The sequence below is a fragment of the Pantoea sp. B623 genome, assembly GCF_024814475.1.
Lineage (GTDB): Bacteria > Pseudomonadota > Gammaproteobacteria > Enterobacterales > Enterobacteriaceae > Pantoea > Pantoea ananatis.
The window spans coordinates 2,639,143-2,654,539 of the sequence record NZ_JANUXM010000004.1 but is presented as its reverse complement, the minus strand read 5'-3'; the positions used below and the strand labels follow the sequence as shown (position 1 = coordinate 2,654,539).

At 55.4% G+C, this 15,397-nt stretch carries 15 protein-coding genes; 6 read left to right on the top strand and 9 right to left on the bottom strand.

Going from position 1 to position 15,397, the window contains the following annotated elements:
* Nucleotides 1–22 precede the first annotated feature (22 nt).
* Entirely contained in the window at nt 23–1,051 is a 1,029-nt protein-coding gene (locus tag NXS97_RS14080; protein WP_019106345.1) for a zinc-binding alcohol dehydrogenase family protein, read from the bottom strand.
* Nucleotides 1,052–1,188: 137 nt separating this feature from the next.
* Between NXS97_RS14080 and NXS97_RS14075 the strand changes: the two genes are divergently transcribed.
* Nucleotides 1,189–2,091, top strand: coding sequence for a GntR family transcriptional regulator (locus NXS97_RS14075; RefSeq protein ID WP_015699337.1), 903 nt, complete (start codon nt 1,189–1,191; stop codon nt 2,089–2,091).
* 168 nt (nt 2,092–2,259) lie between these two features.
* Nucleotides 2,260–3,609 (top strand): MFS transporter, encoded by a 1,350-nt coding sequence (locus NXS97_RS14070; protein ID WP_015699336.1) that lies wholly within the window; start codon nt 2,260–2,262, stop codon nt 3,607–3,609.
* 10 nt (nt 3,610–3,619) lie between these two features.
* Here the strand turns inward: NXS97_RS14070 and NXS97_RS14065 are convergent, their stop codons facing one another.
* The 5 genes from NXS97_RS14065 to mntP form a co-directional block, all read right to left on the bottom strand.
* Entirely contained in the window at nt 3,620–5,011 is a 1,392-nt protein-coding gene (locus NXS97_RS14065; protein WP_015699335.1) for a hypothetical protein, read from the bottom strand.
* On the bottom strand, nt 5,004–5,924 hold the full coding sequence (locus NXS97_RS14060; protein ID WP_234033827.1) for an alpha/beta fold hydrolase: 921 nt from the start codon (nt 5,922–5,924) through the stop codon (nt 5,004–5,006). Before NXS97_RS14060 ends, NXS97_RS14065 begins: the two co-directional genes overlap by 8 nt.
* A 73-nt stretch (nt 5,925–5,997) precedes the next feature.
* Nucleotides 5,998–6,834 carry a fumarylacetoacetate hydrolase family protein gene (locus tag NXS97_RS14055; protein WP_014604789.1) on the bottom strand — a complete coding sequence of 279 codons (837 nt, stop codon included), beginning with the start codon at nt 6,832–6,834 and terminating at the stop codon, nt 5,998–6,000.
* A gap of 266 nt (nt 6,835–7,100) precedes the next feature.
* Nucleotides 7,101–7,178 (bottom strand): stress response protein AzuC, encoded by a 78-nt coding sequence (gene azuC / locus NXS97_RS23330; protein ID WP_112900613.1) that lies wholly within the window; start codon nt 7,176–7,178, stop codon nt 7,101–7,103.
* A 109-nt stretch (nt 7,179–7,287) separates the two neighbouring features.
* On the bottom strand, nt 7,288–7,860 hold the full coding sequence (gene mntP, locus NXS97_RS14050) for a manganese efflux pump MntP (protein WP_024472222.1): 573 nt from the start codon (nt 7,858–7,860) through the stop codon (nt 7,288–7,290).
* A 305-nt stretch (nt 7,861–8,165) separates the two neighbouring features.
* Here mntP and NXS97_RS14045 point away from each other — a divergent pair, with 305 nt between their 5' ends.
* Nucleotides 8,166–8,408, top strand: a complete 243-nt coding sequence (locus tag NXS97_RS14045) for a DUF1158 family protein (protein ID WP_013027643.1) — start codon at nt 8,166–8,168, stop codon at nt 8,406–8,408.
* Between the two features lie 622 nt (nt 8,409–9,030).
* Entirely contained in the window at nt 9,031–10,644 is a 1,614-nt protein-coding gene (gene mqo, locus NXS97_RS14040; RefSeq protein ID WP_014594855.1) for a malate dehydrogenase (quinone), read from the top strand.
* A gap of 108 nt (nt 10,645–10,752) precedes the next feature.
* Here the strand turns inward: mqo and NXS97_RS14035 are convergent, their stop codons facing one another.
* Nucleotides 10,753–11,340, bottom strand: coding sequence for a LysE family translocator (locus NXS97_RS14035; RefSeq protein WP_019106341.1), 588 nt, complete (start codon nt 11,338–11,340; stop codon nt 10,753–10,755).
* A gap of 134 nt (nt 11,341–11,474) precedes the next feature.
* Here NXS97_RS14035 and NXS97_RS14030 point away from each other — a divergent pair, with 134 nt between their 5' ends.
* Complete coding sequence (locus NXS97_RS14030) at nt 11,475–12,965, top strand: PLP-dependent aminotransferase family protein (protein ID WP_019106340.1); 1,491 nt, start codon at nt 11,475–11,477, stop codon at nt 12,963–12,965.
* Here the strand turns inward: NXS97_RS14030 and NXS97_RS14025 are convergent.
* Nucleotides 12,932–13,555, bottom strand: coding sequence for a glutathione S-transferase family protein (locus tag NXS97_RS14025; RefSeq protein WP_014604785.1), 624 nt, complete (start codon nt 13,553–13,555; stop codon nt 12,932–12,934). The genes NXS97_RS14030 and NXS97_RS14025 overlap by 34 nt on opposite strands.
* Nucleotides 13,556–13,660: 105 nt before the next feature.
* On the opposite strand from NXS97_RS14025, the gene NXS97_RS14020 reads away from it, so the two are divergent.
* Complete coding sequence (locus tag NXS97_RS14020) at nt 13,661–14,509, top strand: PhzF family phenazine biosynthesis protein (RefSeq protein ID WP_014594858.1); 849 nt, start codon at nt 13,661–13,663, stop codon at nt 14,507–14,509.
* 39 nt (nt 14,510–14,548) lie between these two features.
* Here the strand turns inward: NXS97_RS14020 and NXS97_RS14015 are convergent, their stop codons facing one another.
* Complete coding sequence (locus tag NXS97_RS14015) at nt 14,549–15,307, bottom strand: SDR family NAD(P)-dependent oxidoreductase (RefSeq protein ID WP_019106339.1); 759 nt, start codon at nt 15,305–15,307, stop codon at nt 14,549–14,551.
* Between the last annotated feature and the right edge of the window lie 90 nt (nt 15,308–15,397).

Here is a 15,397-nt window from a genome sequence, read left to right as displayed (position 1 = left end):
AGACGGCTCCTGTCATCCACCGTTAGCGATCAAAATCGATAACGCCTTTAATCAACTCACGATTGTTGATAACCGCTTCCTCAAAGTGCTCTGCCAGCGTAGAGAAGGCGAAATGGCGGTTCAGCATCATTTCTGCTCGCAGTTTCCCGGCGGCCATGAGTTCACGCACCCGGTCAAAATCTTCGCGCGTAGCGTTCCGGCTGCCCATCAACGTACTCTCTTTTTTGTGGAATTCACTGTCGGGGATGACCAGGTCGCCTTTGTGCAGGCCTACATAAACCACCGTACCGCCATGCCGAATCAGGTTAACCGCCGCGTTCATGGCCGCCGGGTTGCCCGTGGCATCGATCAGGGTTAACGCCAGCTGACCGTTAAATCCAGCGCGCAGCTTGGCGATGAAATCGGCGTCAGCCGGGTTAAGCGCGGGAAGACCCAGCTGTTGACTGACGTGCTGGCGGCGGTATTCACTGGTGTCCGCCACGATGACCTGCGCGCCATTGGCCGCCGCGATGGCCGCCGCCCCCAGCCCAATAGGGCCAGCGCCCACCACCAGCACGGCATCGCCCTGTGCCACTGCCGCACGCCTTACCGCATGGGCGCTAATCGCAAAGGGTTCAATCAGCGCCGCCGCCTCAGGTGCCAGCGCGTCCACGGCCAACAGGTTTGACGCAGGCACGCTCAGATAGTCACAAAAGCCGCCATCCTGATGTACGCCAATAACTGAGATATGTTCACAACAGTTGGTTTTACCGCTTTGGCAGGCATCGCACTGATAACAGGAGAGATAGGGGATCAGCGCCACGCGCTGGCCAACGGCAAACCCCTCCACGGCGCTGCCTATTTCAACAATGTCTGCGCAGAGTTCATGCCCGAGTACCCGTGGATAGCTAAAAAAAGGTTGGTTTCCCGCCCAGGCATGGATATCCGTGCCGCAGATGCCCGCGCTGACAATTTTAATCAGCACCTCCCCTGGCGCGGGTTGAGGCGTTGCGCGCGTGGTCCAGACCATATTGCGTGGTTCGGCGATGACTAATGCTTTCATTGTTGTCATGGTAAGACTCCCGTTATCGTTAGCGCAGTTATGGCTAATCTTGCCGTGACAAGGCATTTCCTTTGCGCGTTCTGTGAAGCGTGACGGTTTTTTTGGGCCTTCAATGGTTTTTAATGCATAAAAAACCGGAGCCGCTCATGAGCCGTAGTCAGAATTTACGTCATAACGTGATCAACCATATGCTGGAAAGCATTGCCCAGGGTCATATTCAGTCGCCCCTGCCGCCACAGGCCGCCCTGGCTGAAATGTTTAATATCAGCCGCACTACGGTGCGGCATGCTCTGCGTTATCTGCACCAACGCGGCGTGCTGGAGAACGTAAAAGAGAGCTGGGTCATCGTGCGCGAGCCTGAAGAGCAAGACAGCCTCAGCGCCGTCACGCCAGCCATTGAGCTGCAGGCCAGCCAGGTGGAAAAACGCTTTTTTGATATGATTAATCAGCGACTGCTGCAGCCCGGTGACACGTTCAGCGAACTGCAACTGGCAAAACAGGCCAACGTCAGCCCGGTAGCGGTACGGGAATTCCTGCTGCATTTTATGCGTTATAACCTGCTGGAACCGGTTAAACGCGGCCACTGGCAGATGAAAAAGTTTTCACAGGAGTACGCCGAAAAGTTATTTGAGCTGCGCGAGATGCTGGAAACTCATGCGCTTACCCGCTTTCTAAATTTGCCCAGAGAGGATGAACGCTGGATCCAGGCCAGAGATCTACTGGATCGCCACCGATCGATGCGCGAAACGATCGCCAGCAACTATCGCCATTTTGCTGCCCTCGATAAAGAGCTGCACTGGCTGATCCTGTCTGCCGCCAACAACCCCTTTTTTAATCAGTCGCTGGAGATTATTTCAGTGATTTTTCATTCGCATTATCAGTGGGATGAAAGCGATCTTAAGCAGCGCAATATCGTCGCGCTGGAAGAGCATATGGCGATTCTGTCCGCCCTGATTGGCCGCCGGGATGTGGATGCGCTGTGCGCATTGCATAACCACCTGGCTACCGCCAAGCGCTCTATGGTACGGAGCATTAATCAGTACAATTAAAACCCGATTAAAAACCACAAAGCATTAGCTCCCGCACGATTTTGAAACAACTTTACAACATATCCTGTTCATTCCCCCTACTCTCAGCGCAACGCCCCGACGGCCTTGTACCGCCGGGCGACCGTAATACTCACAATAATGATGAATCGCCTGCCCGGGGAGATTGCCATGGAACACAGATCGGTTGTTGATCACGCGAACCCGTCCGACACTTCGCCCGATGAGGCGTTTGTGCCGTGGCGCAGTGATATCGTGCGCTCGCCGCGCATTCGTAAAGTCCAGATTACCGCCATGCTGCTGCTGCTGTTTGCTGCCGTCATTAACTACCTGGATCGCAGTTCGCTGTCTGTGGCCAACATGACCATTCGTGATGAAATGGGGCTGAGCGCCACCGAGATCGGCGTGCTGTTGTCTGCGTTTTCGCTGGCCTATGGGCTGGCGCAGTTGCCCGCCGGTGCGCTGCTGGACCGTAAAGGACCGCGCATTATGCTGGGCCTGGGAATGTTTATCTGGTCCCTGTTCCAGGCCGCGTCCGGACTGGTGCATAACTTTACGCAGTTTGTCCTGGTGCGTATTGGGCTCGGCATTGGTGAAGCCCCCATGAATCCGTGCGGGGTCAAGGTCATCAACGACTGGTTTAACATTAAAGATCGCGGTATGCCGATGGGGATGTTTAACGCCGCCTCGATGATTGGCTTATCCATCGCGCCGCCGATCCTGGCGGCCATGATGCTGGTTCTGGGCTGGCGCGGCATGTTTGTCACCATCGGGATTCTGGGTGTGTTTCTTGCCATCGGCTGGTACCTGGTTTACCGCGATCGCGATAACAAACAGCTAAGCGCTGAAGAGATCCACTACCTGCAGGCAGGCAGCGTGGCATCGCGTAAAGAGCCGATCAGCTTTCAAGAATGGCGTGGGCTGTTTAAACAACGCACCATGTGGGGCATGATGATTGGCTTCAGCGGCATCAACTATACCGCCTGGCTGTATATCGCCTGGCTGCCGGGCTATCTGCAATCCACCTATCATCTCGACCTGAAAAGCACGGGATTACTGGCGGCCATTCCCTTCCTGTTCGGTGCCGCAGGCATGCTGTTAAATGGCTATGTGGTTGATGCGCTGGTCAGGCGCGGCTGGGATGCGGTAAAAACCCGTAAAGTCTGCATTGTCAGCGGTATGATTCTGTCTGCCGGGTTTACCGCTATCGTGACGCGCGCGACCGACACCACCAGCGCCGTGACGCTGATTGGGATGGCGCTGTTTTGCATCCACTTTGCCGGTACTTCCTGTTGGGGTTTGATTCATGCCAACGTCACCGCGCGTATGACGGCGTCCGTGGGCAGCATTCAAAACTTCGCCAGCTTTATCTTTGCCTCGTTTGCGCCGGTCGTGACCGGATGGGTGCTGGATACCACCAAATCATTCAGCCTGGCGCTGATGATTTGCGCCTGCGTCACCCTGGTTGGCGCCCTGGCGTACCTGCTGCTGGTGCGCAAACCCATCACGGACGGCGCCTGATATCCCCGATTCAGGTCAGCGGGTGGAGGGTCACGCCATGGCGCGCACCATAACGCTGAATGCCCGCAATCGCTTTATCAATACTGAGCGGCGGCGGCGCAGGCAGTAGCGGGGCGCGCTCCCGGAGCGCCGAATCGAACCGGGAAAAGGTGGCAAAATCGTGGGGGAAGCGCGTTTCATCTACCCCGACTAATGCGCCCTCTTCCCTGGCGAAGGCCAACAGCTGTTTCCAGCGATCGACGTCCGCCAGGCCAATGCTGTCGGTGCCGTGCGAATACAGCATCATATCGATATGGTTGAAAGGCGGCTGCTTTTCAAGAAAGCGCTGTAGCGCATCAGCCGACGGCACGGATGGAAACATCAGCCAGAACGGAATTGCGTGCTGCTGCATGCTGCACCAGGGATCCATAAGTAAAAAGCTGTCTACCGTCAGCCGGGCAGGCAATATGCCCGCCGCCAGATACCAGTCGCGATAAATTTCAGCGACCACGAAACTCAGCGCTTCGGGATGGTCGTAGCGAATCTCCATCAGCCGCCAGCGCTGGGCTTCTGCCAGCTTTTTCAGTGGCGAAATCAGGTAGCCATCCAGCCCCCATTCGGCTTCAGGGACGTGGTCGGTGATAGCAGGCGGTTCCCAACGCGCCCGATCCACGCCTGCCCGCGCCAGATATTCCGCCACTCTCGGCCCGCCCTGCAAATACTCCTTTTCGGTTGCGCCGCCGGGGGCGCCAAACTGAAAGAAAGAGCGGTCACTGGTGCGCGTTACCGGCCACTGTCGCGTACAGTGATTAATGAACAGTGTTGATCCCGCCGGTAATCCTCCCAGCAGAAACTCATTGAAGGCCAGCGGCATGTCGCGCAGCTTCAGGCGGAAATAGTGCATTTTTTCCAGCAGGAGGCGATCCTGACTCGGATCCTGCATGTGGTGCACGGCAAGCTTAGGCCAGGTCGCCAGCAACGCTGCTGCCACGGCCTTGCCGTTTTCAAATTCGGACTGGGCGTCATCCGGATCGCTCTGCTGTACCCGCACCGGGCACAAAAACGTTTGCGGTAGCCACGGCGTTCCCATCGCCGCGGCCAGATGCACCATGGCACCGTTAGTGGCACCGACAAACGCAGCCGGATAATCGCGCTGCGGATAGGTACTGACCATCCATTCGGCGATGCCTTCGACGTCCAGTTCACTGGCCTGTTTGTGACTGATGCCCTCGGCCAGGCCACTGACCGCATAGCCCCACTCACGCAGCCGGGTCGGTAACCGATCAAGTGAAGGCAGTAAGCGGTCTAACATGGGCGACTGGCCTGGACTGGCAAAAGGCCGATCGTGCAGCGCATTCGCTAAGGCCAGCAGCATCGTGGCGGCTGAATCAAACCGGGCAATGCCCTTGGGAGGTTTACTCATGCTGGCTCTCCTGCTGAATACGCGCCAAAAAAGGTCGGATGGCGTGGCAGAAACTCCACGGATAGACATAGTGCAGCCGGTGCGTGCCGCCGCGCAGGGTGATTTTTTCACTGTGCGGCAGCAGCCCCGCCAGCTCATCCAGCCAGCGCGCCGGGCAAACCGGATCGCGCGAGCCTCTCAGCAAGAGGGTTGGCGCGGTGAGATAGGTCAGGTGGTGTTCGATAGGATCGTTCAGCATGGCGCGCAGGGTGCCAAAGGCTCGCGGCAAACCGGCTTTCGCCCAGTCAATTCGGGCCAGCGAGTCGGGCGATCGATGCGCTTCCATTCGGCTGTTACGCCAGCCTCGCCATATCTGACGAACCACGCTGCGCGCGTGGCGATCGGCGGTGGGCCCCTGTAATACCAGGCCTGCCACCGCTTCGGGGTATTTATCCGCCAGAGCCGCCAGCACCTGGCAGCCAAAAGCGCTCCCAACCCAGATCGCCCGCTGAAATCCGTTATGCTGTAACCATTGCCACAGGATATCGGCCAGCGCTTTCACCGAAAGAACCGGTGGGGATGCGGGCAACGCACTACCGCCAAAGCCTGGCAGGTCGGGCACCAGAACGTGATAATCCCGTCCCAGCGCCAATGCCAGTGATTCCATCGACCGCCCCGACATTACCAGGCCGTGAATCAGCACCACGGGCAACCCCTGAGGTTCCTCAGGCGTGACGCGGGTAAACATGCGCCAGTCACCGATCTGTTGATAATAACCCGCCAATCCCGCGTGATGACTGCGTGGTGAAACCGGCGGCGTTTGCTTCATTTGCTGCCAGCGTTTCGTGCCCCACATGACCGCCGCGACACCTAAGCCGATCCCGGCGGCAAGCGCCATGCCCTGCCGCTTTCTACACTGGATGGTACGCCTCATCAGCTGCTCCTGTTCCTGGGTATCCATTGAGTGTAGGACGGGAATGGCAGAGGCAGGCGGTTAATGCATTGGGTCAGGCAATGGTATGGCGCAGGCGGCCGATTTTTTCGATCTCAACCTCAACCACATCGCCACTGAACATGAACAGCGGCGGCGTGCGTTTTTTACCCACGCCGCCCGGTGAACCCGTGATAATCACATCGCCTGGCGACAGCGGGCTAAAGGCGGAAACGTATTCAATAATGTTGGCTACCGGATGCACCATGCTGCCGGTGGTATCGTTTTGTACTTCCTGACCGTTCAGCACCGTTTTAATGGTCAACTGCTGCGGATCAGGGATCTCGTCGGCGGTAGTCATCCAGGGCCCGAAGCCTCCGGTTTGCGGCCAGTTTTTCCCTGCGGTAAACCAGGTAAACTGCATGTCGCGCACCGTCGCATCCATAAAGCAGCTGTATCCTGCCACCGCGCTCAGCGCCTCTTCCGCCTTAACCTGATGCGCAGGCTGGCCGATGATCACCGCCAGTTCCCCCTCGTAATCAAACTCCTGGGTGGTGGTGGGTTTTTGCAACGGTTGCTCATGGCCGACCAGGGAGTCAGCAAAGCGTACAAATAACGTGGGGGCATCCAGCGTGGCGGCGAATTCCTGGCGTTTATCGGCATAGTTCATGCCCACGCAAAACACTTTACCAGGCTGCTCGATGACGGGCAGAAACTGTACAGTTGACCAAACATGATCGGCGGGCATCGCCTCAAAAGCAGTCAGGTCGGCCAGTGACGAGCGCGTCAGGAAGGTTTTTAAATCCGGGCAGGCTTTTCCCAGGCGCATACCGACATCCACTACGCCTTGAGCCTTAACGATACCAAAGCTTTTCTTCCCCTGTTCAGGAAGGTAAAAACTGCATAGCTGCATGACCGCCTCATGATGATTACGGGTTATAACCGCATGTTTTACAAGAAATTGGCGCGCAGAGTAGCAAAAATAGCGATGAAAATCGTACCTCGTTTGGCACATCGGATGTCCAGATGTATCACGTTGTGTCAACAGGAGGATGTCAGGAAGGTCACGCAGATAAGGTTGTCGTTATGACAGGGGACAATCAAAAGGGGGGCGAGATAACGAGGTGATAATCACCGGTCAATCCCTGACCGCGACTATCGAGGGTATTCGGTGGGCGCTTAGTTCAGCGCGCCTGGCGGTACGTGTTTAAAGGTTTCGACATAAGCGTGGAACACGTACTTAAAAAAACGTTTCATACATCATCCGGTTAAAAATTTGTTGAATATCTACAGCAAAAGTATAGCGCCTGCTGTTTAAAGCATCAATAAATTTTGAACCAGATCACAAAATTCACTTTTAACTGCGTTACTGAAACAGGGCCAGGTGCTCTGCAAGAATGGTTGACCCAATAGCAATCAGGACCAGGCCGCCCAGCACTTCAGCCCATTTGCCCAACACCGGTCCGATAAAACGCCCAATCAGCACGCCGGTGGTGGCCATTACGGTGGTTGCAGCACCGATAGTCAGGGCCGTGGTCACGATATTTACCTGCAGGAACGCCAGTCCAACCCCGACGGCCAGGGCATCAAGACTGGTTGCGACCGCCGTGGTGGCCAGTACCATGAAGCCGTGACTCTGCGGTGCTTCACAAGGCTCTGTGGCTGTTTTGCGGAAGCCTTCCATCATCATACGCGCGCCAAGAAAGGCCAGCAGGAAAAAGGCAATCCAGTGATCCCATGCCGCTACGTACTGGCTGGCTGCCAGGCCCAGCGCCCAACCGATAAGCGGCGTCAGGGCTTCGATACAACCGAAAATCAGACCGGTCCGCACGGCTTCCTTCAGGCCAGGACGATGCAAGGTTGCACCTTTGCCCAGTGCGGCGGCAAACGCGTCCATTGACATTCCAAAAGCAAGAATAAGCGTGGCAATAAAGGTCATGATTCGTTCACTTGGGATGAAAAAGCACGGCTTCATGCTAAATCCATCACACAATTTGCTCGGTTATTTAAAAAGTGCGCGCAGTCTATCACGCGATAATCGATATAAAAAGACAATAAAATCAGGGATTTAAGTATAGCAAAGGCTATAACTCATAACAGTCGCTATGAATGCCGCTAAGTTAATGTCATTTAAGCCTTTTCTCGACAGCTTTCCTCCGGGAATGACAGGTAGCGGCAGAGCATGATTGAACCTCTGCACGGAATACCGGAAAATGTCCGGCTGATAAACAGAGAACACTGCTCATGAATAACCCTTTCGAGTCCTTAATCCTTCCCGGTGGCATTTTACTGCTGGGCTTTCTGTCTGCCCTGCTGCTACCCGCACCGGCTTTTAGCCTGACGGTGGCGCAGCATTTGCAGCAGCTGTTTCATTTACAGGATCTGAGCCAGCTGTACACCCTGGTGTTCTGCCTGTGGTTCCTGGTGCTGGGCGCGCTGGAGTTTTTTGTTATCCGCTTTGTCTGGCGTCGCTGGTTCAAGGTGTGACAACGCTGTCCTGCAAAAACGGCCTGGATACAGGGCTGCCGGGCGGTTGGCCCTGGCCGGTTTTCTGTTCTGAAGAAAATCTTAAAATTACGCTGTCACGCGTATTTCCTGAGGCGTCGCAACCGTGCTGGCATCCTGCATGGGGCCACTCCTGAGGTCACAAAAATGTAACATTTGTTTTACACAAATGGGCCAGATACACCAACGATTAAAAATTCACCTCAAAGAATAAAATTAAATAAACGCCATTTTTCATAAGTTTAAATTATTCCTTCCCTTGGGTGACATTTTCACCCTGCACCATAAAGAGGCAATCTCGCAACATCCATTTTAACTTAACTCACTGAGTTAAAAGAAAAATCCCCCTTATACCCAGCCAGGCATTATGATTATTTCTTATGCTGAATCATTTCTGCATTTAAAAAATAAACAAATGTTTAAATCCGATACGAGAATGTTATATTTGGGCAACAAAGCATAACGTTGAGTTAACTCGTTATCGTCGCTTTAACCCATACCTGAGTCTTAACCCGGAAATAGCGCAACGCGCTCATCAGAAGCGTGACTATTTCGCCTGCAACGCTGTTGAGCTTCAGGTCAACAGAAGAGGAGATGTCGCCTCATGTGCAAATCAGCTGTAAATCTTGCGCTCATGATGAGTGTTAGCGGAAAGGACACCACCAGGGCGCAGGAGCGTAAAGACGTTGATGTACTGCTTATTGGCGCAGGCGTCATGAGTGCTACGTTAGGAACCTGGCTTCAGGATCTGGAACCTGACTGGTCCATCGAAATGGTGGAGCGGCTGGGGCACGTAGCGGAAGAGTCTTCAAATGGCTGGAACAACGCGGGTACAGGCCATGCGGCGCTGGCTGAGTTGAACTATACGCCTCAGCGAGCCGATGGCAGTATCGATATCGCCAAAGCCGTTGCGATTAACGAGTCATTCCAAATTTCTCGCCAGTTCTGGGCTTATCACGTCCAGAAAGGCAACCTGCATACGCCGAAAAGCTTTATTCACAGTACTCCGCACATGAGCTTTGTCTGGGGCGATGATAATGTCGCGTTCCTGCGCAAGCGCTTTACTGCCTTACAGAAAAGCACGCTGTTCCGCGGCATGGCTTACTCTGAAGATCCGCAACAAATCGCACAGTGGATTCCGCTGGTCATGAAAGGCCGTGCGTCGAATCAGAAAGTGGCAGCAACCTGGACAGACATGGGCACCGACGTCGATTTCGGTGAAGTGACGCGCCAGCTGATTGCTTCACTGGAGCAAAAAGCCAACTTCCGTTTACGGATGCATCAGGAAGTGCGCGAGATTACCCGCCTTAATGATGGCCGCTGGCAGGTGACGCTCGTCTGCATGAAAGAGGGTACGCGCCGCACGTTGACGGCTGGAAAGATCTTTATTGGCGCGGGCGGTGCGGCGCTGCCGCTGCTGCAGAAAGCCGGCATTCCGGAAGCCAACGGCTATGCGGGCTTCCCGGTTGGCGGTTCCTTCCTGGTCACCGAGAATCCAGACGTCGTGAAACAGCACATGGCGAAAGTCTATGGCAAAGCCAGCGTGGGCGCGCCACCGATGTCCGTGCCCCATGTCGATACGCGTGTGCTGAACGGCAAGCAGGTGCTGCTGTTTGGTCCCTTTGCGACCTTCTCGACCAAATTCCTGAAGCAGGGCTCGCTGCTGGATATGTTTGCCTCACTCAACAGCACCAACGTAATGCCCATGATCAAGGTCGGACTGAAAAGCTTTGATCTGGTGAAATACCTGATGGATCAGGTGCTGCAAAGTGACCGCGATCGTATGGATGCACTGCGTGCTTATGTGCCACAGGCGAAACAGGAAGACTGGCGCCTGGTGACGGCCGGGCAGCGCGTGCAAATCATCAAGAAAGATGAGAAAGAAGGCGCAGTGCTGCGTTTAGGCACGGAAGTGGTGTCGTCCGAAGACGGCTCTGTCTCAGCGCTGCTGGGTGCCTCGCCAGGTGCCTCGACCGCCGCGCCGATTATGCTGGAGCTGCTGCATAAGGTCTATCCGGAGCAGATGGCGTCGCCGGAGTGGCAAAATAAAATCCGTGCCGTGGTGCCGTCCTGGGGTCGTAAGTTGAATGGCGATGTGGCGCTGACTGAAAAAGTACTGGCAGAAACCAGCCGTATCCTGCAGCTCAAATACACGCCGGTTACGCCAGTGGCTGCCAACGATGAAGGCCGTGAAACCGCCTATGTCATAGGCAAATAACCCACGGCAGCTCGCAAAACATCATCGCTACGGGCGCATTCGTGGCGATGATATGTCGGAAATCCAGAACGAAACGTCGCCCTTGACGACCGCGTCAGGCCCACCGAACTAGAGAAGCCTGAAGGCATCGACCAGCATCCAGATCGTGGTCGCCACTAACGACAGCGCCATAAGGCTGTTAAACAGCTGGCGTTTCCAGTTGATTTGCAGGTGACCGCGCAGGCGGTCACCCAGTGCAGCCCACAATAAAATGCATGGCAGATTGAGCAACATAAAAGCCCCCATCACGGTCAGCACGCCACTGCTGGCGCTGTAGAGCAGTGCCACGTTGCTGGCCATTAACCAGGCTTTTGGATTGATAGCCTGAAAACAGGCCCCACCCACCAGGGTCATGGGCTGCGGCTTTGCACGCGCTTCGGGGGCATTCGCCCGAAATATTTTCCATGACAGCCATAACAAATAACCACATCCCACCAGCGTCAGCGGCAGACGCACAGATGCCATCCAGTGCAGCAGGACTTCCAGCGCCAGCCCCGCAATGACGGTTTGTAGCGCACAGCCAATCAAAATGCCAAACACCATCGGTAACGTCCGGCGCATACCAAAGTTAACACCGGAAGTGGCGAGCAACAGATTATTTGGCCCCGGCGTAATCGACATCACGGTGACATAACTAAAGAAGGAAGGATCGAGCATAGTGGCGTTCCTGATGAAAGAGAGAACACCATGCTACGATCAGAAAAGCTATGGTAACAGAGACAAGAAATCGCTATTTTGATGGGTACAATCAGAACTGATTCCAACTGTACCTGTTACCTGCGGAGGCAATTGTGTCCCCTGAAACTCAGTCCGAGCACAGGCTTTATCAGCAACTGGCCGACAGCTTTGCCGAGGCCATTCACAAGGGCACGCTAAAACCGGGCAAGCGCTTACCCGCCATCCGGCGCGTTGCTCAGTCACATCAGGTCAGCGTGAACACCGTGCTGAATGCCTGGCAGCTGCTGGAGAATCGCGGTCTGATTGAGGCGCGCCCGCAATCGGGCTACTACGTGCGCGGCGTGCTGCCGGTGGTGACGCGAGATGCCCAGCACTCTGCCCGGGTGGTTCGCGATCCAGGCAACGAGAAGCTGGACTTGATTGATAAGGTTTTCGCCGCACAAAATCATCCGGATTACACCAATATTTCGCTGGCCTGTCCGCAGGACAGTGACCTGTTTCCGTCAGCCAGACTGGCGCGCATTACGGCCTCTCTGCTACGTCGCGATCCACAACTTATTGGTCGCTACGCGCTTCCGCCGGGTAGTGAGCGCTTACGGGAGGAGATTGCGCGACGTGCCTTGCATAGTGGCCAGTCGCTCGCCGCCGATGAGATCACCCTTACCCATGGCTGCATGGAGGCACTTCAGCTGGCACTCAGGGCGGTGACCCGGCCGGGTGATTGTGTCGGTCTGGAATCCCCCACCTATTTCTTCCTGTTTCCCCTGCTGGCATCGCTGGGCCTAAAGGCACTGGAGATTCCTACCGATCCTCAGCGCGGCCTGTCGCTGGATGCACTTGAGATGCTGCTCCAGGAAAAGCGTATTCAGGCGCTGGTTGCCATGCCCTCTGCGCAGAACCCGCTGGGCTTTGGAATGTCGTTGCCCGACAAGAAAAGGCTCGCAAAGTTAGTGAACACTTACAACGTTCCTTTGATTGAGGACGGGCTTTACGATGAGTTGCAGTTTGACTGGCCGCTGTCTCCTACGGTGAAGTCATTCGATCAGCATGGCTGGGTGCTCTACTGCACCAGTTTCACGAAAACCGTTGCACCCGATTTTCGCATCGGCTGGATTGCAGCCGGCCGCTTTCATGATTCCATTGCACGCCTTAAAGCCGTGTCATCCATGGCGGAATCGGCCCTGCTGTCTGAAACGCTGGCAGAATTTCTTGCCAACGGAGGCTATGACCACCATCTGCGCAGCCTGCGCCGTAGCTATGCCAGCAATCTGGATGAAGCGCGCGGTTTGATTGCGCAGCATTTTCCTCAGGGTACCCGGGCTACGTTACCGCGCGGCGGCTTCGTTTTTTGGGTCGAACTGCCCGGCAATGTGAATACCACAGAGATGTTTACCCGTCTGTTGAAAGAGCAGATTTGTGTCACGCCAGGTGCACTGTATTCGCTGAGCGAGCGCTATAACCATGCATTGCGCCTCTCATGCTGCTATCCGTTTGATCAGCGCTACGTTCGCGCCATCATCCGCGCGGGGGCGGTTGCCTGCGAACTCGCTGGCCTGCCGCCGGGCCAGGATCAGGGCGTGCCATTACGTCCCCAAATGGTATAGCCATGCCGTTCAGTGAGGCGTTCGTAGTAGGTCCGCACGGCCGGTAAATCAGGATGGTCAAGCGGCGTTTCAAACCAGCGGTTAACGGCCAGCCCAATAGGGATGTCCGCCAGACTGAAGTTACGCCCGGCAACGTAGCGACCGGTATGTTCCAGCTGCTGATTGAGGATGCCCATGGTGTGGGACCAGCCTTTACAGGCGGCGGCCAACAGTCTTGGGTCCTGATGGGCGGGCGAATTACGCACCAGTGACATAAACGCATAGCGCCATGAGGTGTTAAGTTCCGTCGACTGCCAGTCCATCCACTGATCCACCGGCGCACGCGCACGCGGATTGTCGGGATAGAGCCAGTCGCCACCGTAGGCGGTGGCCAGATAGCGTAGAATGGCGTTGGACTCCCACATCGTCAGGTCTTCATCAATCAACACCGGGATCATGGCGTTAGGATTAAGCGCGATAAATTCAGGAGAGTGCGTGGATTTGTACCCTTCTCCCCACTCTTCACGTTCGTAGAGCAGGTCCAGTTCGTCACACAGCCAAAGTACTTTGCGCACGTTGATTGAGGAGGCGCGTCCAAGAATTTTTAACATAGCAGGCTCCATCCAGTTGCTTAACTTATTCATAGCCCTGTTAACTGACATAAGCAATTGCCGGAGCAAGAAAAAACATCTTTACCTCATTCACAAGGAGTCAAAATGCACGTTGCGTTTAAACAAGTAGATGTATTTACTTCGGCCGCGTTTAACGGCAATCCCCTGGCCGTCATCATGGATGCACAAGGTCTGGACGACAGCCAGATGGCGGCCATCGCACGCTGGACTAACTTATCTGAAACGACCTTTGTCCTGCCGCCGCAGGATAATCAGGCCGACTACCGCGTGCGTATCTTCACCGTAGAGGGCGAACTGCCCTTTGCCGGCCATCCGACGCTCGGTACCGCTCATGCTTTACTGGAAGCGGGCTTCCAGACAAAAACGCCGGGGGTAATAATTCAGGAATGCGGCGTGGGCAACGTGAAGATAAAAATTGCCGACGACAGCACGCTGGCCTTTGCCGCGCCAAAAGCCACCTTAACACCGTTTCATGATGCGCTTATCAGCGCGGCGCTCAACAGCCATGCGCTCGATACCGCGCAGGATGCCGTGGTGGTCGATATGGGCATCCGCTGGCTGCTGATCCCGATGATCAGTGCCGATGCGGTCCTGGCAATTAAGCCTGATATTGCGGATTTACAGCGGCTTGTCCATCACGCCAACGTCACTGGCATTATGCCATTCGGCCCACTGCCCGCAGGAGAAGCGGAACAGTACGAGGTTCGCGGCCTGATAATTGAGCATGGAAGCCTGACCGAAGATCCGATCACCGGCAGCGCCAATGCCTGTCTGGCACGTTACTTCGCCGCTCAGGGCAAAACGCAGGATTATCGCGTCCGTCAGGGTACTCAGGTAAACCGACAGGGACGCGTGACGGTGGAATATCAGGGCGATACGATCTGGATCGGGGGGAAAACCGTGACGGTGATAGAGGGCACCATCAGGCGCTAACCCGGAAGCTGGCACAAGGGCGGCAAAGCCGCCCTAAAATTACAGCGCCTGACCACCCGATGCTTCGATACGCTGCGCAGTGATCCAGCTGGTTTCCTCACTGAGGATGGCGCAAACGGCATCGCCGATATCGTCTGGCAGGCCCACCCGGCCCAGGGCGGTTAATGCGGCGATAGTGTCATTGACCGTTTTATCATCACGCACGCGCCCGCCGCCAAAGTCGGTCTCAATGGCACCCGGCGCCAGGATGTTAACGCGAATGCGCCGCTCGCCCAGTTCTTTAGCCTGATAGCGCGTCAGCACTTCCATCGCGCCCTTCATTGAGGCATAGGTTCCGGAACCGGGGTACGTCAGGCGGGTTAATCCGCTGGAGATATTCAGAATGCGCCCGCCGTCTGCTATCGCAGGCAATAGCGTCTGAGTCAGGAAGTAAGGCCCCTTGAAATGCACATTCATCAGCGCATCAAATTCAGCCTCGGTGGTCTCAATAAAAGGTTTATAGTGCCCATGGCCGGCATTGTTCACTAAATAATCAAATGTCTCACGCTGCCAGTGCTGTTGCAGTGCATTTTTCACTTCAGACATGAAACGATCAAACTGGCTCAGGTCGCCGACATCCAGCTGGAGCGCCACTGCGCGGCCGCCTGCGCTTTCAATTTCCCTTACCACGTCCTGCGCTTCATGTTGATGACTGCGGTAGGTCAGAATGATATCCCGGCCCTTAGCCGCCAGTTTTACCGCTGCATTCCGGCCTAAACCGCGATTAGCGCCCGTGATCAAGACGATTTTACTATTCATGTTGATTTCCTGTTGCAAAATTGAACACAGGTTGAAGATATTCTTTAATAATTGTTCTATAAACGCTTAAGAACGAGCAGCACTGTTCCA